The organism is Cycloclasticus sp. (genome assembly GCA_040743155.1).
Lineage (GTDB): Bacteria > Pseudomonadota > Gammaproteobacteria > Methylococcales > Cycloclasticaceae > Cycloclasticus.
This window is the reverse complement of record JBFLJU010000001.1, coordinates 1362711-1383405: the sequence shown is the minus strand read 5'-3', so window position 1 is coordinate 1383405 and position 20695 is coordinate 1362711. Positions and strand designations below refer to the sequence as shown.

Genomic DNA, 20695 nt, shown 5'->3' with positions numbered 1-20695 from the left:
CCTTCCTGTACAATCGTTTAACTTTCCATTTAAATTTTAAGTAGATCCATGTCTGAAGAACCAATGTTCGATTATGAAATGCCGGATGAAACGGAGTTTCTTCGTGTGCCGCCACATTCTTTGCAAGCCGAACAATCTGTTTTAGGTGGTTTGATGCTAGACAATCAGTGCTGGGATACAGTGGCTGACAAGGTGATGGCAGAGGATTTCTACCGTAAGGATCACCGTTTAATATTTGAAGCAATTGCTGATTTAGCAAAAAAAGACGAACCCTTCGATGTGGTCACTATTTCAGAAATACTAGGTCAAACAGGTGAGCTAGAGAGTGTGGGTGGTTTGGCGTATTTGGGTGCGTTGGCCAAAGATACACCGAGTGCGGCCAATATTGTGAGTTACGCAGCCATTGTGCGTCAGCGTTCTGTTCGACGCCAATTGATTCACATTGGTAACGAAATTTCGGACTCTGGGTTTGATACCGAAGGCCGTGATATCAATGAATTACTGGATGTGGCTGAAAGTAAGGTCTTTAAGATCGCAGAGCAAGGGGCGAAAGGACAGAAAGGCTTTGAGACGATAAAAGATTTATTGGGTAAAGCGGTCGATAAGATCACAGAGTTACATGAGAACCAGAATTCGATTACCGGTGTTAGTACGGGTTTCTCTGATCTAGATGAAATGACATCAGGGCTTCAGCCAGCGGATTTAATTATCGTGGCAGGGCGACCTTCGATGGGTAAAACCAGTTTTGCGATGAACCTTGCGGAAAACGTAGGTATCAAAAGTGGTCTGCCGATTGCTGTGTTTAGTATGGAGATGCCTGGCGATTCGTTAGCGATGAGGATGATGTCGTCCTTAGGCCGGATTGATCAGCATAAAGTAAGAACTGGGCAGCTCGACGACGATGAGTGGCCGCGGATGCAATCATCAATTAACATTTTGGCTGAAGCAAAAATATTTATAGACGATACGGCGGCATTAAGCCCAATAGAGATTCGTGCACGTTCTCGGCGCTTAATGAAAGAGCACGGCCAGTTAGGCTTGATCGTACTAGATTATTTACAGCTAATGCAGTCACCTTCCAAAAGTGAAAGTCGTGTGGCAGAGATTTCTGATATTTCTCGGTCATTAAAAGCACTGGCGAAAGAGTTGAATGTTCCTGTTATTGCTTTATCGCAGTTAAATCGTAACTTGGAGCAACGCCCGAATAAGCGCCCCGTTATGTCTGATTTAAGAGAGTCGGGTAGTATTGAGCAGGATGCCGACGTGATTATCTTTATTTATAGAGATGAGGTGTATAACGAGGATTCTGAAGCAAAAGGCGTGGCAGAAATTATCATTGGTAAGCAGCGTAATGGCCCCATCGGAACGTGCCGTTTGACCTTCTTAGGGCAATACACGCGGTTTGAAAATCTTGCAAATGACTCGTACATTGATGATGAGTACTAACTCGACTCATTATTCACGCTAACGAAGTCCTACGTTAAACATGTCTAGCCATACTAAGGTCATTATTGACTTATCAGCATTGAGGCATAATGCTTCCATTGCTCGTCAAGCCGCACCGCATTCAAAGTTAATGGCGGTGATTAAAGCGGATGCATATGGACATGGCATGTTGGCGGTTGCGCAAGCCTTATCTGATGTTGATGGTTTTGCAGTAGCACGGTTAGATGAGGCGATAGCACTTAGAAATGCAGGCATTACCACGCCTATTTTAGTACTGACCGGTTTTGTTTCGGTGGATGAGGTTGTACAGTTTTCTAGCTATGACTTAGACGCCGTTATTCATAGTGAGTATCAGTTGGAGTTGTTGAATTTAAGCAGCCTTTCAACACCAATTTCGGTTTGGTTAAAAATAAATACGGGGATGAATCGCTTGGGTGTCGACAGCTCGACTGTGAGCAGAATTCACGATGCGCTGCAGTTAACGGGTAAAGTACGTTTGCCGATTAAGTTGATGACGCATTTAGCCTGTGCGGATGATATGGATTCAGTGTCAACCGAAAAACAAATTGATTTGTTTGACCAAAGTATAGTGGGCTTAAGCGGTGAGCAAAGTATTGCTAATTCAGCGGGTCTTCTTGGTTGGCAACGTGCACAGCGGCATTGGGTGCGCCCGGGGATTATGCTCTATGGCGGTGGTCCGTTTTGTAACGTAGCGGCGAATACTGATGACTTACAAGCCGTTATGACGCTAAAAAGCAGTGTCATCTCACTTCGAACGGTTAAAAGAGGCGAGTTTGTCGGTTATGGTGCGGTTTGGCAGGCAAAAAGAACTAGTTTGATAGCAACCATTGGTATTGGTTATGGCGATGGTTATCCGCGTCATGCGGCAACCGGAACACCGGTGATCGTTGCTGGACAAAAAGCCCCGCTGGTAGGGCGAGTGTCGATGGATTCTATTAATGTGGATGTCAGCCAATGTGTGAATATCAAAGTGGGTGATGAGGTTGTTTTATGGGGCGATGGACTGCCGGTTGAGGAGGTTGCTGAAAAAAGCGATACGATTTCCTATGAGTTGATGTGCGGCATTACCGATCGAGTCACTAGAATTATAAGAGAGTCTGTTGATGGCGAGTAAACCAAAAACCGTGTATAGCTGCCGTGAGTGTGGTTCGAGTGCCTCAAAGTGGGCAGGCCAATGCCAAGATTGTGGTGGCTGGAATACCCTAGATGAATCAATCGTATCGAGCTCTTCGAAAGTAAACCGTTTTAGTGGCTACGCAGATCAAACAAGTTCAGCTGAGGTGCAAATATTATCGGCGGTGGAAGCGCAGTGTATTGAGCGGGCTAAAAGCGGGCTAGATGAGTTGGACCGAGTATTGGGTGGCGGTATTGTGCCTGGCTCAGCTATCCTCATTGGTGGTGATCCTGGTATTGGTAAATCAACGTTATTGCTGCAGTCGTTAGCCAGTTTAAGCCAACATACTAATACGCTATATGTTAGCGGTGAGGAATCTGCTCAACAGGTGAGTATGCGGGCGACCCGGCTCCAACTTTCGGTTGATAAAGTAAATATTTTATGTGAAATTTCACTGGAAACTATTTTGGCAACGGCTGAAAAAATGTCGTCAAAGGTGTTGGTGATCGACTCAATTCAAACCGTGTTTAGTGATGAGTTGGCATCTGCCCCAGGCTCAGTTGGTCAAGTTAGAGAATGTGCTGCGCGCTTGGTTCGTTTTGCTAAACGGACTAATACGACTATATTTCTAGTAGGCCACGTGACGAAAGAGGGTGCGATCGCAGGGCCGCGAGTACTGGAACATATGGTGGACTCTGTTTTATATTTTGAGGGTGATTCAGGCAGCCGCTTTCGAGTCATTCGCGCAATCAAAAACCGCTTTGGTGCGGTTAATGAATTGGGCGTTTTTGCAATGACTGAGAAAGGGCTGCGAGAAGTAACGAACCCGTCGGCGATCTTTCTTTCACGACACGAACAAGAAGTGCCTGGTAGTGTGGTGATGGTTACTCGTGAAGGGTCGAGGCCATTATTGGTTGAGGTGCAAGCGCTGGTGGATGAGTGCCGGCAAGGCAATCCTAAACGAGTCACCGTGGGTATGGATCAAAATAGGTTGGCAATGTTGCTGGCGATTTTGAATCGACATGGGCAGTGTTCTTTATTAGATCAAGATGTATTCGTGAATATTGTAGGTGGTTTACGAGTTATGGAAACGGGCAGTGATTTAGCGGTAGTAGCTGCGTTATTATCCAGTTTTAAATCTAAAAATATCCCGAAGGACTGGGTCGTGTTTGGCGAGCTGGGCCTGTCAGGCGAAGTACGCCCTGTGCCGAATGGTGAAGAGCGCCTGAGGGAGGCTGCTAAACACGGCTTTAAGTTTGCTTTAGCGCCGAAAGGTAATATTCCTAAAGGCGGCATTGATGGTTTGAAAACTCACCCAGTGAGTGTGCTGCGAGATGCCTTAGAGTTTTTCTAAGGGTCTTCATCTGATCCAAGTGAGCTAAGAGATAATAAGTTTCTTTCTAGCATGGAGGTGTCGCCCATATTGAGTTCCACCAGTTTTCTCAATGCGGTAACGCTATCAATATCAATTTCGTCAAATTGAAAGCCTAGCTGCTTGTATTTGCCGATGAAGACGATGTGCGCTGATACTTCAATACCGATCTGTTCGCCTAATATAATGTCGATAGTGAGCTTGTCTTGTACTTGAAAGTTAGCCGTGTATTTACTACCAGATATTAAACAGCCGTTAAACGAAATATCCAATAAATTGCACTGTACGGCGCTGCCATCCTCGGCAATTAAGTGAGTGCTTGCATCATGGAAGATGCGCTTGAAGCGTCTTTTTTCTTTATGATCATCGTTCACATTTATGTCCTATTCTATGAAGTAAATATATTTCTTTTCGCCAATTTGTATCGGGGTGTTGTTATTTAATATTGTCTCAGCTGAGATGGCGACACCATCAACATGGATCTCTACATCATCCGCCAATCTAGAGATATAGTAGCCATCGTTTCGTTTGACAATAATGGCTGGGGTGCTGTCGGCAATATTTATTTCGTTAACAACTTTATTCAAGCTAACGACTAAGCCGATATCAGCACCGTTCATAATTTGTATGTTAGCTGTACCTAGGTTGCTTGCTGACTTAGGGGCGAGTTGCTCAGTTGCTGAAGAGTTTTCTGCTTGAGTGTTGTCCAGTATTGAGAAGTCAGAGGTGTGTGAGTAAAAAAGTGTGTGTTTTCCGATAGTGATTTTGTCACCTTGCCGGATGACACTTCTATTAATAAGGTGGTTATTTATGAGTGTTGAAAACTGCTCAGATGAATTTTCGATAAAATACTCATCGGCGATAAGTGTTATTTTTAGGTGTGTTGGAGCAATGGCAAGGCTGTCGATAACAAACGTGTTAGACGAATCTCTACCGAGCGAGGATATACTTTGTTCTAGATGAAAAACGTCAATGGGTCTATTGTTGAAAAAAAGGGTTAGCTTTGCCATAGGTGGTATTCCATTATTTTCCTAAGTATAGATCAGTTAAATCATAGCGCTATTTTTTTAATGACCTTATCTGATTGAAATTTAGCAAGTTTAACGGCGTTGCCTTCCATTTGAACAATTTCAATGGGGTGGTTGTATAGTTTAAGACTAGTTCCTTGTTTTGGAATAGACTCGAGGTACTCGATAATAAGCCCATTTAATGTTTTTGGCCCGTTTGTTGGCAAGTCCCATTCCAATGAACGATTTAGTTCTCTGATGGTTATATTGCCACTGATTAGCAATGTGCCATCGGCTTTTTTCTGAATGTCTGGTGAGCTGTCTGAAGGGTCCGTGGTGAATTCGCCAATGACTTCCTCTAAGACATCTTGTAATGTGATTAGGCCAAGAAGAGAGCCGTATTCATTCACAACAAAAGCAAACCGTTGCTTATTCTGTTGGAAGTTAATCAGTTGCTTGTAGAGGCTGGTATTGTTTGGAACAAAGTATGCGTCTCGTTGCACATCGAGTAACTTTTGCTGGTTGAAATCCTCGTCATGTATCAAGCTAAAAAGATCTTTTGTTTTTAGGTACCCTTGAATGGAATCCATGTTGGTTCTGAAAATAGGCAAATTTGAGTATGAGGAACTCAATAATTGCTTTTTGATATCACTTACATCGTCATCAAGGTCAATGCCATGTATTTCATTAATGGGCGTCATGATGTCTTCAACGGTCGCTTGTTGAAGATCCAGAATACCGAGCAACATGTCCTTGTGTTCATCAGGGATAAGACTGCCAGCCTCAGTGACGACCGTACGGAGTTCTTCATGCTGCATTGCTGTGTCGGCATCATGACGCACATGGATGCCGAAGGCTTTAAGCAGTAAGTTGGACAAGGTATTAATGATCCAGACAATCGGATACAGCAGTTTTAATAGCGGCGTGTAGATGATGGAAGCGAAAAATGCGAGTCGCTCAGGGTGGCTTGCGGCCCATGTTTTTGGTGCGACTTCTGAGAAAATTAGAATCACGAAAGTAAGTAACCCTGCAGCAATGGCTATACCTGCTTCACCATATAAGCGTAACGCAATAATCGTTGAAATGGACGAAGCCAAAATATTAATGAAATTATTGCCGAGTAAAATTAGGCCAATTAAACGGTCGGGTTTTTGAAGGAGTTTGTGTGCTAGTTTTGCACCCAAGTGCTCGCCCTTAATAAGGTGTAATAGGCGGTAGCGATTTAAACGCATTAAGGCAGTTTCAGAGCCTGAAAAGAATGCAGATAATAAAATGAGGATGGCTAGGGTACTAAAAAGAAAGCCCAATGAAAGATCAGTCACAGCGTAGCTTGGATTAAATATTAATATAATTACTTTCTAAAACTTGTTCGGTTAACTGTCAAGCTAAAACGTAATTCATGTACTAAAGTCGGTGTTAGTTTATAAAAACCTGCAAATAGTGTCGGTTTTTTGACATACTAAAGGACATACGGATATAAAAAAAATAATAGGTTGTAGGTTTATGGCATTACAAAAAGTGTTTGTGATAGATGATGATAAAAGTCGTCGTTCTGAGGTGTCCACAATACTGAGTTTCTTAGATTACAAGGTTAAATTATTAACACTTGATAAGCTGAAAGCGGCTGTTAATATCGATGATTCTCCTCTTGTCGTGTTGGCAGAAGGGGTCGATGTCGACGCTGATGTGATTCATGCGTTTTTTGCTGAGCGTAAACGCCAGCAGCCATTTTTATATATCCACAACAAAGGTAAAGCACCAAAAATAGCCAAAACATTGTTGGGTTATTTAGTCCCTCTAGAATGGCCAACGACCTATCAGAACTTTGTAAATGGCATCCGTCAGTTGCAGTCTGCAGCAAATTCACTGAACGAAGACTTGTCTCAAAGGGCTTCTGAGCTCTTTAGAAGTTTGGTGGGTAATAGCCAGGAAGTGAAACGTGTTAGACAGTTGATCCAACAGGTGTGTGTTTCAGATGCGACGGTTTTAATTCTGGGCGAGTCAGGCACTGGTAAAGAAGTGATTGCACGAAATATTCACTATCACTCGACTCGTCGACAAAAAGCATTCGTGCCTATCAATTGCGGTGCGATACCGGCTGAGCTGATTGAAAGTGAGTTGTTTGGTCATGAAAAAGGAGCTTTTACGGGCGCGTTAACAGCTCGGCAAGGGCGTTTTGAGTTGGCAGAGGGAGGCACGTTATTTCTTGATGAAATTGGTGATATGCCCATGCAAATGCAAGTTAAGCTATTGCGCGTATTGCAAGAGAAAGTTTTTGAGAGAGTGGGTGGTAATAAGACTATTGAGTGTAATGTTAGGATCCTGGCAGCGACACATAGAGATCTCAAAAAAGAGATTGAAAAAGGTAGTTTTCGTGAAGACCTATTTTATAGGTTGGATGTGTTCCCGATTACTATCGCGCCATTAAGAGACCGGGCTGAAGATATTCCTATGCTGGTGAGTGAGTTAGTGCAGCGGATAGAAAAAGATAAAAAAGGTTCTGTGCGCTTTACCTCTGGTGCGTTAATGGTGTTATGTCAACACGACTGGCCGGGCAATGTAAGAGAGTTAGCCAACATGGTTGAGAGGCTCACGATTATTCATGCCTATGGTGTGGTTGATGTGAAGGATTTACCTGATAAATTTCACAAATATTCCGATCAGCCTGTTATCAGGCAAGAAGAACTTAGCCTCGAGCCGGATATGCCTGTGGCGCAAAGTATATCCGGCAATGATTTCTCTGCGCAAGAGAACAGTCATGCCGCAACGGGTATTTTACCTGGGCAGGGAATTGATCTAAAAGAGCATTTGAATAAGTTAGAGTGCTCGTTGATTCAACAAGCGTTAGACGATTCGAAAGGTGTGGTGGCTCATGCGGCAAAGAAGCTTAATATGCGCCGTACAACGTTAGTCTAAAAAATGCGAAAACATGATATGCAGCGTCATGATTGAGTGACTGTTATTTGACGGGGTATGAAATAGATAAAATAACATCATGTTTTAGAAGTAAAAAATAATCTGGCACGTTTCTGGCATTGGGTCTAGTACCTTAATTGAGATGACAGAAAATGAGCTTACTTGCTACACCAGAAACGCCCCATAAGAGCCAGCCTCTCGAAGATGCGTTTCTTGCGTTTAATCAAATTTCTCAACACCTAACAGACTCTTATCAACGTTTAGAGCGGCAAGTCAGTCTGCTCGGCAAAGAGTTAGCGCAGTCAAACTCGGAAAAAAGTCAGTACCTATCAGATAAGGAAGCCTTAGCTAGTCAACAAGAAGGTTTGATTGAAGCGATCCCCGGAGCATTGGTAGTTTTAAATACTCAGCACATTGTTATAAAGGCAAATGCCTGCGCAAGGTATTGGTTAGATGATGACATTATTGGACTAAGCTGGGGCGCTGTACGAACAAAACATTTGATCAGTCAAGACACATTCGGTGATCAGTTTAGTCTGAAAAGCGGACAGGTTGTGGCGCTATCAACAACCAAATTAATGGGGCAGTCAGGGTATGTTGTTTTATTAAGTGATATTACTCAGCAACAAGAGTTGTATCAGCAGCTTGAGCATAAAAAGAAATTGGCGGCGATGGGTGAATTTTCAGCAAGTTTAGCTCACCAAGTCCGCACGCCCCTAGCCTCGGCATTGTTATATGCCTCTCAACTCAATACGGACGCATTAAGCGCTGATGCGCAACAAAAATTCTCTGCAAAGTTACTTGAGAGCTTGAGGTTTTTGAATTCACAAGTGACAGATATGCTGAATTATTCACATTGCGGTGAATTTATAAAAGAGTCGATTACCTTAGAACGGTTTATTGAACACATAAAAGCACTTTATCGAGATAAAGCTGTTGATTTTCAATTCGCCGATATTAATAAGCCAGCGCTGGTTTACATCAATAAAGAAGCACTCAGTGGAGCGGTGAGCAATTTGCTCGACAATGCGTTAGATGCCATTGGCTACGATGCTCGTGTGACATGCAACATTGGCTTAGACGATATTAATAATCTGACCATTGAAGTTGTGGATCTAGGGGTCGGTTTAACGATAGAGCAGCAGCAACGAATATTTGAACCGTTTTATACCAACAAAACGAATGGTACTGGATTAGGGCTAGCGGTTGTTAACGAGGTTGTTAACGCGCATGCCGGTGAGATCAAATGTTTGTCAACAATTGGTGTTGGAACAACCATGGAATTACGGTTACCAGTGGTGGCCTCTTCAATTAAGAAATTAAACAGGAGTTTATAGCGTGATAAAACAAATAGATGTATTAATTGTTGAAGATGATTTGCCGTTGCAAGAAGCCATTAACGGTGCGCTAACAACCTATGGTTATAAAACCAAGTGTGTTGCGAATGGTGTTGAAGCGTTAAAAGCGTTAGAAGTGTATCAAGCGCGATTGGTCATCAGCGATGTTCAAATGGATCAGATGGGCGGTCAGGAGCTTCTTGTGGAACTCAAGGCGCGCTTCCCCAGTTTACCCATTTTATTGATGACGGCGCATGCGACGGTTGAAAAAGCGGTTAAAGCAATACAATCGGGCGCAGCAGATTATCTAACGAAGCCTTTTGAAGTGGACCAACTAATCGTTAACGTCGAGCAGACCATCGCGCCAGAAGCAACGACATTTGGTGAATTGCCCAGTAATGACAGCAGTATGAAAGACATCGTTGCTTTAGCCGGTAGGGTCGCTAAGAGCGAGGCGACGGTTCTTATTCAAGGTGAAAGTGGAACGGGAAAAGAGGTGCTGTCACGCTTTATTCATAAAAACTCAAGCAGAAGTAAAAAATCATTTATTGCCATTAATTGTGCGGCGATTCCTGAAAATATGCTCGAAGCAATGTTGTTTGGTTACGAGAAAGGCGCGTTTACGGGTGCCTATCAGTCATCAGCGGGTAAATTTGAGCAGGCTCAAGGCGGCACCATCCTGCTTGACGAAATATCAGAAATGAATATTTTATTACAAGCTAAGTTATTGCGTGTTTTGCAAGAAAAAGAAGTGGAACGATTGGGTGGAAAGAAAACGATCGCTTTGGATGTACGCGTGCTAGCGACGACCAATAAGAACCTTAGAGAGATGGTGAACGAAGGTAAGTTCAGAGAAGATTTGTTGTACAGAATTAATGTTTTTCCTATCAATATTCCGCCACTAAGGGAACGTAAGTCAGACGTTTTGGCGCTATCTAAAACGATGATCGCTCGGCATTATAGCGGCGATCAATCTACGCCTAAGTTATCGGCAGGCGCTATTAAACTGCTTGAGAACCACAGCTGGAAAGGTAATGTAAGAGAGTTGGAGAACGTTATTCAACGAGCTTTGATCATGGCGACAAGCTCAATTATTGACGCGAACGATTTAATTTTCGAGTTAGGGCAAACGGTCTCCATGCCGCCGTCAGAAAACGTCAGTTTAGCTGTTGAAAGTGACTTGAGTGATGGAGTCAGAGCGGTTGAAGACAAGCTTATTCTTGAGACCTTAGTGAATTCAAACGGTAGCAGAAAGAATACGGCAGAGCGCCTAGGTATTAGCGCTAGAACATTGCGTTACAAAATTGCGCGGATGCGTGACGCGGGTGTAGAGATTCCAGCGTGAGATATTTAACGAGCATTAAAAAATTTAAGGGGAATAATGATGAGTGATATGCAAATAAGTGGTGTGCTAGCCCAAATGAGAGCGATGTCAGTTCAGGCTTCAAGTGCTGTGGTTGAAACAAAACCAACGAACTCATCGGATTTTTCCACCATGTTAAGTCAGTCTATAGAGGCGGTGAATAAAACGCAGAAACAAGCTGGCGCACTGTCAACGGCGTTCACTACTGGCGAAACAGATGCTAGTTTGGCTGAGGTGATGGTGTCGTTACAAAAGGCTAATTTATCTTTTCAGACAGTTTTACAAACTCGAAACAAATTGGTCGATGCGTACAAAGATGTGATGCGGATGACAATGTAGGTTCGATCAATTATTTCATAGACAGATTAAAATAAGGACAGGTTTAAAATTATGGGAACTCCCGCAGGTCAAATGCAAGTGCAGATACCCCAAGGCAATATGATGGTGCGTCAGCTAGGCGTCATGGTGGCACTAGCGATTAGTGTCGCATTAGGCGTTGCGGTCGTGTTGTGGTCGCAAACGCCAAACTACAGTTTGTTATACAGTAATTTAGGTGATCGTGAACTGAGCGCTGTGGTGTCAGGTTTGCAGCAGTCAGGCGTTGAGTACAAGTTAGACGCGGGTTCAGGTGCCATTTTAGTACCGTCATCAAAAGTGGATGAATTACGCTTACAGTTGGCAGGCTTAGGTTTGCCGCGCGGTGGTGGTCAAGGGTTTGAGCTGTTAGAAAAAGATACAGGTTTTGGTGGCAGTCAGGCGATTGAGAAAGCGCGTATTCAACGTGCGCTTGAAGGTGAAATTGCCCGATCAATTGTGACCATTCAAAGTGTGCGCTCGGCCCGTGTTTTACTGGCGATACCGAAACAATCAGTTTTTTTAAGGCACCGTAAAAAACCGAGCGCGTCTGTTGTTGTCGATATGCATCAAGGGCGTGAGCTTAAAAAATCTGAAGTAGCTGCTATTTTACATTTAGTGTCTTCGGCTGTACCAATGCTTGATGCTACGCAGGTCACGATCGTTGATCAAAAAGGCTCGCTTCTAAGTTCTAAAACGTCAAATGACACGATGTCTATGACGAGTAATCAATTTGAATATAAGCAAGGTGTGGAAGAGCATCTTATTGGGCGTGTTGAAAATATCTTATTACCGATTGTAGGTATGGGGGCTATTCGTGCATCAGTCTCTGCGGATGTTGATTTTACGATAACAGAACAAACGCAAGAACAATACAATCCTGATTTGCCGGCCTTGAGAAGCGAACAGGTGACCGAAGAGCAGAGCAGTTTGGCCGGAGCGCACGGCATTCCAGGGGCCTTATCAAATCAGCCGCCAGTTGCGGGAGTGGCGCCAGAAGTAGTCGCTGGTGGTGAAGCGGCAAATGAGGCGCCTGCTGCATCGATGAACGTCAATAAGAGGGCGATTAAAAATTATGAATTGGATAAAAAGATTAGTCACACCAAGCTATCAACGGGGCGTATAAAACGGGTGAGCGTTGCGGTGGTTATTGATAATAAACAAGGTGCGGTGACAGCTGAAGGTGTAGCAGGGGCATCGGTGGCGTATACGACTGAAGAAATCGCTAAGTTCACCCGCCTAGTTAAGGAAGCTGTTGGTTTCGATGAACTGCGTGGTGACAGTGTTACCGTGACTAATTTAGCTTTTATCCAGCCAGAGGTGCCGGCCGCTTTACCTGAAATACCTTTATGGGAGCAAGCGTGGGTGCTGGATATCGCTAAACAAGCTGTAGGTGGAATCTTTGCACTGATCTTAATATTCGTTGTGTTAAAGCCAACCATTAAATCATTATTAGAAAAGCCAACCGTTGCAATGGTGACTGAGGGAGCGCAAGGTATGGTAATGGGGGCGGATGGAAACATGGTGGCAGCTGGCGGTGGAATGGCGCAAGGCAATATGGCTTCAGCCTCGGCAGGTGGTGCACCATTAGCGCTTGAGTCGGATGAAGAGTTGATGATGTTAGAGGCACCTAAAAGTTATGAGCAACGGCTCGAAATGGCGCAAAAGATTGCAGGGGAAGACCCTAAACGAGTTGCACAAGTTATGAAAACATGGATACAAGAATAATGGCTGAAGAACAAGCAACAGAATTGAGTGGTACGGCAAAAGCTGCTGTGTTGTTGTTGTCGCTGGGTGAAGATCACGCGGCGGGTGTGATGAAACATATGGGGCCGAAAGAAGTTCAACAAGTGGGTTCTGCGATGGCGACCCTGGAGAACATCACCACAGAAACACTCGATTCAGTAGTTGGGTATTTTATTACTACTATTGGTGGTCAGACAGCGTTAGGCATTGATTCGGATAAATACATCAAAAATGTATTAACCAATGCATTGGGCGTTGATAAGGCCGGCGGTGTGATTGATCGGATTTTATTGGGTAGAAATTCTAAAGGTTTGGAGCAATTAAAATGGATGGATCCTCGTACGATCGCTGAATTAATCAGGCTAGAACATCCGCAGATTATTGCCATTGTTTTATCGTATTTGGATAGTGATCAAGCGGCTGAAACGTTGGGTTACCTTGCGCCAAGACTGCGGCCTGATGTGCTAATGCGTATTGCTGTATTGGAAGGGGTGCATCCGGATGCGTTGCAAGAGTTAGACGCTATTATGGAGAAACAACTGTCGGGTAATTCTGGCGCGCAAACCGCTCAAATGGGCGGTATTCAAACGGCGGCAAATATTTTGAACTTTATGGAAGGATCTGTGAGTGCTGAATTGATTGATGCAGTGGTCGATTCCGATGATGAAATTGGGCAGTTAATTCAAGATAAAATGTTTGTGTTTGATAATCTTATTGACGTGGATGATCGTGGTATTCAAGGGTTATTAAAAGAAGTTTCAACAGACGTGTTAACGCTTGCGCTACGTGCTGCAGAAGAAGCGTTGAAAGAAAAAGTATTTGCCAATATGTCTAAACGTGCGGCGGAAATGCTGCGTGATGACATGGAAGCAGCGCCTCCCGCAAAAGTGAGTGACGTTGAGGCGGCACAAAAAGAAGTGTTGGTTATCGCAAGGCGTTTAGCAGATTCAGGTGAAATTTCATTAGGTGGCGGCGGAGGTGATGATTTTGTCTAAATCATCAGAAAAAGAGGATATTACCTCATGGAACTTCCCTTCATTTACAGGGGCGACATCCGTTGATGTTGAAATTGGCAATGTGAAAGCGCCGACTGCCGGTGAGCTTGAAAAACTACAGCAACAGACCGTACAAGAAGCGTCTAAAAGAGGCTATGAAGAGGGCTTTGCGAAAGGTTTGAAGGCGAGTGAATCGCAAGTTGCGCAGCAGGTGGCATCACTCAAATCGGTTGTTCAGTCATTAGCAAGTCCATTTGAAGAGTTTGATGAGCGAGTAGAGAATGAAATTGTAGCGTTAGCGATTCAAATTTCAAAACAGTTGATTCGGCGAGAGTTGAAAGTAGATTCTGGACAAGTAGTGGGTGTGGTTAAAGAGGCGTTAAAGGCGCTGCCTTCAAGTTCTCAAAACATACAATTATTTTTACACCCTGATGATGCTAACTTGGTTAAATCAGCTTTTTCTCTAGATGATGAAACTCGCTGGAAAGTGGTTGAAGACCCCGTTATTACACGTGGTGGTTGTCGCGTATCGACTGACGCTTCTACGATTGATGCGACGATCGAAAACAGGCTACTAGCTATTATTGCGCAAGCGCTTGGTGATGAAAGGGCGACTTCGTGAACGCTCAAACTTTTGTAAAACAGCGTGCCAACAAATGGCTTTACCGTCTGGAGGGCTATAAAGAGCGGATAAAAGACCCCCAGCCCATGTTGGTAGAAGGGCGGTTGACCCGTATGGTGGGTTTAACGTTGGAAGCGGTGGGCTGTCGTTCAACAATTGGTGGTCGTTGTATGATCGAAACAGTCGACGGTAATCGTACGGAAGCGGAAGTGGTTGGTTTTTCAGGCGAGCGCCTTTATTTAATGCCAACCGGCGATATTAGAGGTCTTGAGCAAGACTGTCGTGTTATCCCGATGGGCTTAACCAGTATGGCGCACGTAGGTCCTGGGTTATTGGGTCGTGTGATAGATGGTGGCGGCAAGCCGTTGGATGGAAAAGGCCCAGTTCACACGACCGACACCATGCCTTTGCATGGGCGAGCTATGAACCCATTGGGCAGGAGAGCCATTACAGACCCGCTTGACGTGGGAATTGGCGCGATCAATTCTTTGTTGACTGTTGGCCAAGGGCAGCGGATAGGCTTGTTTGCTGGTAGTGGAGTGGGTAAAAGTGTGTTGCTGGGCATGATGACAAAATATACTAAGGCCGACATTGTCGTTGTTGGTTTGATCGGCGAACGTGGTCGAGAAGTAAACGAGTTTGTGAGTAAAACACTTGGTGCAGAAGGGATGGCGCGTGCTGTTGTTGTGGCTTCACCAGCTGATGCTCCGCCACTAATGCGGATGCACGGTGCGATGCTGGCGACGAGTATTGCAGAATACTTTCGAGATCAAGGTAAAAATGTTTTATTGCTGATGGATTCGTTAACGCGATATGCGCAGGCGCAGCGTGAAATTGCTTTAGCCATTAATGAACCACCTGCTACCAAAGGTTATCCACCTTCTGTTTTTAGTAAGTTGCCCAGCCTAGTAGAGCGTGCGGGTAATTCGGATGTGGGTGGGGGCTCTATTACCGCCTTTTATACGGTGTTAACAGAAGGCGATGACGCTAATGACCCTATTGCTGACGCAAGTCGAGCGATCCTAGATGGGCATATTCACTTGTCTCGAAGTTTGGCTGAAGCGGGGCACTTTCCAGCAATAGACCTAGAGGCGTCGGTCAGCCGCTTGATGACAGAGGTAGTTCCTGAAGAGCACCAAGATATGGCGCGTGAATTTAGAAAAATAAACTCAAGGTATCAACAAAATGCAGATTTAATTAATGTGGGTGCGTATCAACCCGGTACAAATTCGCTGGTCGATCAAGCCGTTGATATGCATGAATCGATGCTAGAATTTCTTCAGCAGCGAATAACAGAATCGGTCAGTTTTGATGAAAGCATTAATGGCTTGCAAGCCGTGTTGAAACAAGGGAGGTCGGTTGCTATGCCGGTGGTATCATAAATGGGAACGGTATTGAAAAAATCAAAAAGATTCGAGCCAGTCAAAAGAATTGCTGAAAATAACGAAACAGCCGCGGCTGTAAAAATGAGTCAATCGGTTCAAGAGCAAAAAAATTCTCTTAGTCAGTTGGAAAAACTAAAAGAGTACCGTGATGACTACGTTGCCCAGTTTAAGATTAAAGGGCAAGGCGGTATGTCGGCGTCAAGGTTACAGGGCTACCAAGCGTTTGTACAAAAGTTGGATGGTGCTATAGAGGAACAGATAGGGGCCGTTCAAAGAATGAAGGTGAAAGTTGGGGAGCACCAACAGGCTTTCCAAAAAACAAATAGTAGAAAAAAAGTGGTCGAAAAACTCATCGAGAAATCTAAGCAAGAAGAGTTAGCCGAAGTAGGCCGCCAAGAGCAGAAAGACGCTGATGACCGAGTGCTTAAGGGTGCTCAATTTGATTGAGGGTCATGTGTTGCGCAACTAATTCATTAAACGGGCGTATATTTATTTTATATTTCTGCGGTTGGTGCCTTATAATGCTCGAATGAATGTTTCAAATTTATTAGAACAAGGTGTCGAACTAATGATGCTTGGGATGGGGATGGTTTTCTTTATCTTGGGCTTGTTAGTTTTTGTTATTAAAGCAGTTTCTTTTTTTGTTGAGCGATACGAACCCGTCGTTGAACACAGTGCTAAAGTTCCTGTTTCCAAAGGTATTAATGAAGATGTCGTTGCGGCAATTACCATTGCTGTTCAACGTTTTCGCTCTAAATAAACTCAAAAATCATAATGAACCCATTAAAAATTACTGACGTCGTTTTACGCGATGCACACCAATCCCTTTTTGCAACACGCTTGCGAATTGAAGACATGTTACCGATTGCAGAAAAGCTGGATAAAATCGGTTATTGGTCACTAGAAACATGGGGTGGCGCAACATTTGACTCCTGTATTCGTTACTTAGGCGAAGATCCTTGGGAGCGTTTGAGGTTGTTAAAAGCAGCTATGCCTAATACACAACAACAGATGTTATTACGTGGCCAGAATTTACTCGGTTACAGGCATTACGCTGATGACGTGGTTCGGAAATTTGTTGAACGTGCGGCTGAAAATGGTATGGATGTGTTCCGTATTTTTGATGCGATGAATGATGTGCGCAACTTGGATACTGCTATTAAAGCAACGGTAGAAGTTGGTAAGCACGCGCAAGGTACTATTTCGTATACTGAAAGCCCGGTGCATACCCTCGATGGTTGGGTTGATATGGGTAAACGTTTAGAAGATGCGGGCTGTCATTCAATTGCGATTAAAGATATGGCCGGTCTTTTAAAACCTTATGTGGCAGAAGAGTTGGTTAAGCGCTTAAAAGCTGAGTGTGACGTGCCTATTGCGTTGCATAGTCATGCTACAACAGGGATGAGTGTTGCTACTTGTTTAAAAGCAGTTGATGCTGGGCTAGATATGCTGGATACGGCTATCTCGTCTATGAGTATGACCTATGGTCACTCACCAACAGAAACCTTTATCGCGATGCTTGAAGGAACCGATCGTGCAACAGGGTTAAATATTGAAAGTGTTGAAGAAGTGGCTGCATACTTTAGAACTGTCCGCCCGAAATACGCAGAGTTTGAAGGCTCACTGAAAGGTGTGGATTCAAGGATCTTAATTGCTCAAGTACCTGGTGGTATGTTGACCAACCTTGAGAGTCAATTAAAACTACAAAATGCGGCTGATAAAATCGATGAAGTATTGGCTGAAATCCCATTGGTTCGTAAAGACCTAGGGTATTTACCATTGGTAACACCGACATCGCAAATTGTAGGTACGCAAGCGGTGATGAATGTTTTGATGGGTGAACGTTATAAATCAATCAGCAAAGAAACCGCGGGTGTCCTAAAAGGCGAATACGGCGCAACACCTGCAGCTGTAGATGCAGAGCTTCAAGCACGCGTTTTAGAAGGGGCAGAAGTGATCACTTGTCGCCCAGCTGACTTAATAGATGATGAGTTAGATAAATTAGCATCAGAGCTAGAAGCTAAAGCGAAAGAAGAAAACTTAGAGTTAGCGGACCAAGTGATTGATGACGTACTAACGTATGCGCTATTTCCTCAAGTTGGTTTGGACTTTATTAAAAATAGAAATAACCCAGACGCTTTTGAACCCGTACCAACAGGTGTTGTTGCAGTTGCTGCGGCTGAGCCTGTGGGTAGTGAAACATATGACGTGGCTGTTAACGGCAAGCTCTATCAAGTTGAAGTGGGCCCAAGCGGCTCAATCGACAACCTGAAAGCGGTAGCTGCTCCTAGTACTCCTGCTGCTGCCCCAAAAGAAGTTGAAGCATCGGGTGCTTATTGCCAAAATGAGCCTTTGTTGTCTCCTATGGCTGGCAATATTATTAGAATAGCAGTCGCAACAGGTGATGATGTGCATGAAGGTGATGTAGTTATCACCTTAGAAGCGATGAAGATGGAAACGGAAGTAAGAGCGCATATTGAAGGCCAAATATCCGATGTTTTTGTTAAAGAAGGTGAATCAGTTCCTGCTGGTGCACCATTGATCCTAATTTGTTAAGGGTTTAGATAATGGATAGCGGCATATTACAAATTTGGCAATCGACTGGCATCGCAAATTTCGAATGGGGAAATATCTTAATGATAGCCATTGGTCTATTATTAATTTATTTAGCGATTGCTAAAAACTTTGAACCTTTATTATTACTACCGATTGGTTTTGGTGGTATTTTAGCGAATATTCCCATTGCGGAAATTAGTGGGCCAGAGGGCTTGTTAGGCATGTTGTACCACATGGGTGTTGATACGGGTTTGTTTCCGTTACTGATTTTCATGGGAGTGGGGGCGTTAACAGACTTTGGTGCGCTTATTGCGATGCCAAGTTTATTAGTGCTTGGTGCGGCAGCACAATTTGGCATTTTTGCCACTTTGCTCGGCGCATTAGCCATGAATATGATTCCGGGTATGGAATTTAGTTTAGCAGATGCTTCGGCTATCGCCATTATTGGTGGTGCAGATGGGCCGACGGCTATATTCTTGGCGTCCAAACTAGCACCTGATTTATTGGGCGCTATCGCTGTGGCGGCTTATTCTTATATGGCTTTAGTACCGCTTATTCAACCACCGATAATGCGCTTTTTGACAACTGAATCAGAGCGTAAAGTTGAAATGAAGCATCTAAGGCACGTCAGTAAGAAAGAAAGGATTATTTTCCCCTTAGCAATACTGACCGTTGTCATTTTGTTTTTACCGGCGTCAGCGCCACTGATTGGCATGTTGGCCTTCGGTAATTTAATGCGCGAAAGTGGCGTGGTTGATCGTCTAAGCTCAACAGCTCAAAATGAACTGATTAATATCGTAACGATTTTCTTGGGGTTGGCAGTGGGTTCAAAACTGTCAGCTGATAAGTTCTTAACAGCTGAAACACTGGGTATTTTAGTATTAGGTATGGCCGCTTTTTCAATCGGTACAGCAGGCGGCATCCTAATGGGTAAAGTGATGCATAAAGTAACAGGTGGAAAAGTTAATCCTTTAATTGGTGCGGCCGGCGTATCAGCGGTTCCAATGGCGGCGCGAGTGGTGAATAAAGTCGGGCAAGAAGCGAACCCACATAATTACCTGTTGATGCATGCAATGGGGCCTAACGTAGCAGGTGTTATTGGTTCTGCTGTTGCGGCCGGTGTATTGTTAGCCGTAGTAGGCTAGGCTGGTATTCTAAATATTCATTGGCTTAGCGGCTTAATGTATTGGCCTTATTGCTGTCAGCTACCTTGGCGACAGTGAATACAGTGGCTAATCTTTACTCGTAAATAAGCGGGTTCGGTGTATTAGTTAAGATGTTCTGTCTCACTTAACTTTTTATATCGAGCCCTTATTTCGTTCAGTTCGCGAGTTTGCTCAAGCAGGAAACGCTCGCTGGCTTTGTTTGTAGTGAGGTCACGAATGATTAAGTTGTACCGACTGTCACCAGATACACCAGTATCTGCTATCGATAACAGCACGGGCAGCAACCTTAAATTCTTGTGGATAGCGGCGTCTTCGAGGTAAGGCCCTTCGTTGTTTTTTTCAAAGTCACTCTTTTCATTGAGTATGAGTAAGTAGTCAAAGTCGATCGTTAGCAGTGAATTTATGTGTTTATTTAAGAGTTCAGTTTGTGTGTAACCAAATAAATTTGATGCGCCCTCATTAAAAACAGTAATGGTACCCTTGTCATTTGTAACAATGATGGCGTCAAGTGCGGAATCGATAAGGTTTTTATTTAATACTGTTTTTTTAGCTATCAATAGATCACGATCTTTTAGCAGCTGAATAAGGAGTGTTATTAAGCTGATGGCAAAGAGACTTAATAACATGCTAATGAAGAATGTTATTTTTTGATTTTTACTGATACGGTTTTGAAGCTCGTCTAGTATGAGTTTGTTTTCTTGTTCGACCAAATCAACAAAGGCATTTATCAGAGACGTCATTGGGGCTTGGTTAGGAATAGCGGTATCAAATAATAACGACGTAGCTTGAACTTTATGCTCATTGATCAATAAATTGGCAACCTCGATTTGTTTCTTAGAGTTAGCGCCAGTGAGCTCAAGCAATTCATTTAATGTGTGAGTCTGTTGTGCTGTCAACGGAATTTCTTTGAGGGCATCACGGTTAGTTCTAAACAAAAAAGCGGTATGGAAAAGCTTCTGGTTGAGCTTATCTAATACGAAAGGATCCTTTTCGTTCAGCATACTTAATAAAGTATAAGAACGAGAACGGATATTGCTTGCCATGCCATTCACGAAATGGTTTTTTTGCTGCATTTTGATAATCGATATAGTCGACTGTTTCTGCAGTTCGTTCGATTGAAGCTTGATGTAATATAATGCGCCACCAGCAAAAAAAACAAATACAAGTAAGGCTAGAATATATGAGCCTCTATTTGTTTTGCTTGTCGTTCGCGCAGTGGACATTTTAGTAGGATATTCTTATATTCATTTACATATGCTTAATCTTAGCAAAGAAATTTATTATCACACGACACT

At 43.7% G+C, this 20695-nt stretch carries 19 protein-coding genes; 15 read left to right on the top strand and 4 right to left on the bottom strand.

Annotated features, from left to right (window positions below; all coding sequences use genetic code 11):
- Positions 1–48 precede the first annotated feature (48 nt).
- From dnaB to radA, 3 genes are read left to right on the top strand one after another with little or no spacing between them, the layout of a single operon-like run.
- Positions 49–1446: a replicative DNA helicase gene (dnaB, locus tag AB1Y31_06630; protein MEW4982841.1), complete on the top strand. Its 1398-nt coding sequence runs from the start codon at positions 49–51 to the stop codon at positions 1444–1446.
- Positions 1447–1486: 40 nt separating this feature from the next.
- Positions 1487–2581, top strand: a complete 1095-nt coding sequence (gene alr / locus AB1Y31_06625; protein MEW4982840.1) for an alanine racemase — start codon at positions 1487–1489, stop codon at positions 2579–2581.
- Positions 2571–3935: a DNA repair protein RadA gene (radA, locus tag AB1Y31_06620; GenBank protein ID MEW4982839.1), complete on the top strand. Its 1365-nt coding sequence runs from the start codon at positions 2571–2573 to the stop codon at positions 3933–3935. Before alr ends, radA begins: the two co-directional genes overlap by 11 nt.
- Here radA and AB1Y31_06615 read toward each other — a convergent pair.
- From AB1Y31_06615 to AB1Y31_06605, 3 genes are read right to left on the bottom strand one after another with little or no spacing between them, the layout of a single operon-like run.
- Positions 3932–4327, bottom strand: coding sequence for a PilZ domain-containing protein (locus tag AB1Y31_06615; protein ID MEW4982838.1), 396 nt, complete (start codon positions 4325–4327; stop codon positions 3932–3934). The genes radA and AB1Y31_06615 overlap by 4 nt on opposite strands.
- Positions 4328–4336: 9 nt before the next feature.
- Entirely contained in the window at positions 4337–4963 is a 627-nt protein-coding gene (locus tag AB1Y31_06610) for an FHA domain-containing protein (GenBank protein MEW4982837.1), read from the bottom strand.
- 41 nt (positions 4964–5004) lie between these two features.
- Entirely contained in the window at positions 5005–6282 is a 1278-nt protein-coding gene (locus AB1Y31_06605; GenBank protein MEW4982836.1) for an HlyC/CorC family transporter, read from the bottom strand.
- Between the two features lie 181 nt (positions 6283–6463).
- Between AB1Y31_06605 and AB1Y31_06600 the strand changes: the two genes are divergently transcribed.
- The 12 genes from AB1Y31_06600 (at position 6464) to AB1Y31_06545 (ending at position 19379) form a co-directional block, all read left to right on the top strand.
- Positions 6464–7876 (top strand): sigma-54 dependent transcriptional regulator, encoded by a 1413-nt coding sequence (locus AB1Y31_06600; protein ID MEW4982835.1) that lies wholly within the window; start codon positions 6464–6466, stop codon positions 7874–7876.
- 152 nt (positions 7877–8028) lie between these two features.
- Positions 8029–9213 (top strand): ATP-binding protein, encoded by a 1185-nt coding sequence (locus tag AB1Y31_06595; protein MEW4982834.1) that lies wholly within the window; start codon positions 8029–8031, stop codon positions 9211–9213.
- Between the two features lies 1 nt (position 9214).
- A complete protein-coding gene (locus AB1Y31_06590; GenBank protein MEW4982833.1) occupies positions 9215–10558 on the top strand; it encodes a sigma-54 dependent transcriptional regulator in 1344 nt (447 codons plus the stop codon).
- Positions 10559–10597: 39 nt separating this feature from the next.
- On the top strand, positions 10598–10915 hold the full coding sequence (fliE, locus tag AB1Y31_06585) for a flagellar hook-basal body complex protein FliE (GenBank protein ID MEW4982832.1): 318 nt from the start codon (positions 10598–10600) through the stop codon (positions 10913–10915).
- Between the two features lie 51 nt (positions 10916–10966).
- Positions 10967–12658 carry a flagellar basal-body MS-ring/collar protein FliF gene (gene fliF / locus AB1Y31_06580; GenBank protein MEW4982831.1) on the top strand — a complete coding sequence of 564 codons (1692 nt, stop codon included), beginning with the start codon at positions 10967–10969 and terminating at the stop codon, positions 12656–12658.
- Positions 12658–13671: a flagellar motor switch protein FliG gene (gene fliG / locus AB1Y31_06575; GenBank protein MEW4982830.1), complete on the top strand. Its 1014-nt coding sequence runs from the start codon at positions 12658–12660 to the stop codon at positions 13669–13671. The genes fliF and fliG overlap by 1 nt, the downstream gene beginning before the upstream one ends.
- Positions 13658–14293, top strand: a complete 636-nt coding sequence (locus AB1Y31_06570) for a flagellar assembly protein FliH (GenBank protein MEW4982829.1) — start codon at positions 13658–13660, stop codon at positions 14291–14293. Before fliG ends, AB1Y31_06570 begins: the two co-directional genes overlap by 14 nt.
- Positions 14290–15675, top strand: a complete 1386-nt coding sequence (gene fliI / locus AB1Y31_06565; GenBank protein MEW4982828.1) for a flagellar protein export ATPase FliI — start codon at positions 14290–14292, stop codon at positions 15673–15675. The genes AB1Y31_06570 and fliI overlap by 4 nt, the downstream gene beginning before the upstream one ends.
- Before the next feature lie 12 nt (positions 15676–15687).
- Positions 15688–16125, top strand: coding sequence for a flagellar export protein FliJ (gene fliJ / locus AB1Y31_06560; GenBank protein ID MEW4982827.1), 438 nt, complete (start codon positions 15688–15690; stop codon positions 16123–16125).
- Between the two features lie 82 nt (positions 16126–16207).
- Entirely contained in the window at positions 16208–16438 is a 231-nt protein-coding gene (locus AB1Y31_06555) for an OadG family transporter subunit (protein MEW4982826.1), read from the top strand.
- Positions 16439–16452: 14 nt separating this feature from the next.
- Positions 16453–18234 carry a sodium-extruding oxaloacetate decarboxylase subunit alpha gene (oadA, locus tag AB1Y31_06550; GenBank protein ID MEW4982825.1) on the top strand — a complete coding sequence of 594 codons (1782 nt, stop codon included), beginning with the start codon at positions 16453–16455 and terminating at the stop codon, positions 18232–18234.
- Between the two features lie 11 nt (positions 18235–18245).
- Positions 18246–19379, top strand: coding sequence for a sodium ion-translocating decarboxylase subunit beta (locus AB1Y31_06545; protein MEW4982824.1), 1134 nt, complete (start codon positions 18246–18248; stop codon positions 19377–19379).
- 122 nt (positions 19380–19501) lie between these two features.
- On the opposite strand, the gene AB1Y31_06540 is transcribed toward AB1Y31_06545, so the two are convergent.
- A complete protein-coding gene (locus tag AB1Y31_06540) occupies positions 19502–20623 on the bottom strand; it encodes a PAS domain S-box protein (protein MEW4982823.1) in 1122 nt (373 codons plus the stop codon).
- Positions 20624–20695: the final 72 nt, after the last annotated feature.

What these genes read in the sequence shown, in the direction of transcription:
- dnaB (MEW4982841.1), top strand. Translation starts at nt 49, where the DNA reads ATGTCTGAAGAACCAATGTTCGATTATGAAATGCCGGATGAAACGGAG.
- alr (MEW4982840.1), top strand. Translation starts at nt 1,487, where the DNA reads ATGTCTAGCCATACTAAGGTCATTATTGACTTATCAGCATTGAGGCAT.
- radA (MEW4982839.1), top strand. Translation starts at nt 2,571, where the DNA reads ATGGCGAGTAAACCAAAAACCGTGTATAGCTGCCGTGAGTGTGGTTCG.
- AB1Y31_06610 (MEW4982837.1), bottom strand. Translation starts at nt 4,963, where the DNA reads ATGGCAAAGCTAACCCTTTTTTTCAACAATAGACCCATTGACGTTTTT.
- AB1Y31_06600 (MEW4982835.1), top strand. Translation starts at nt 6,464, where the DNA reads ATGGCATTACAAAAAGTGTTTGTGATAGATGATGATAAAAGTCGTCGT.
- AB1Y31_06595 (MEW4982834.1), top strand. Translation starts at nt 8,029, where the DNA reads ATGAGCTTACTTGCTACACCAGAAACGCCCCATAAGAGCCAGCCTCTC.
- fliE (MEW4982832.1), top strand. Translation starts at nt 10,598, where the DNA reads ATGAGTGATATGCAAATAAGTGGTGTGCTAGCCCAAATGAGAGCGATG.
- fliF (MEW4982831.1), top strand. Translation starts at nt 10,967, where the DNA reads ATGGGAACTCCCGCAGGTCAAATGCAAGTGCAGATACCCCAAGGCAAT.
- fliG (MEW4982830.1), top strand. Translation starts at nt 12,658, where the DNA reads ATGGCTGAAGAACAAGCAACAGAATTGAGTGGTACGGCAAAAGCTGCT.
- AB1Y31_06570 (MEW4982829.1), top strand. Translation starts at nt 13,658, where the DNA reads ATGATTTTGTCTAAATCATCAGAAAAAGAGGATATTACCTCATGGAAC.
- AB1Y31_06555 (MEW4982826.1), top strand. Translation starts at nt 16,208, where the DNA reads ATGAATGTTTCAAATTTATTAGAACAAGGTGTCGAACTAATGATGCTT.
- oadA (MEW4982825.1), top strand. Translation starts at nt 16,453, where the DNA reads ATGAACCCATTAAAAATTACTGACGTCGTTTTACGCGATGCACACCAA.
- AB1Y31_06545 (MEW4982824.1), top strand. Translation starts at nt 18,246, where the DNA reads ATGGATAGCGGCATATTACAAATTTGGCAATCGACTGGCATCGCAAAT.
- AB1Y31_06540 (MEW4982823.1), bottom strand. Translation starts at nt 20,623, where the DNA reads ATGTCCACTGCGCGAACGACAAGCAAAACAAATAGAGGCTCATATATT.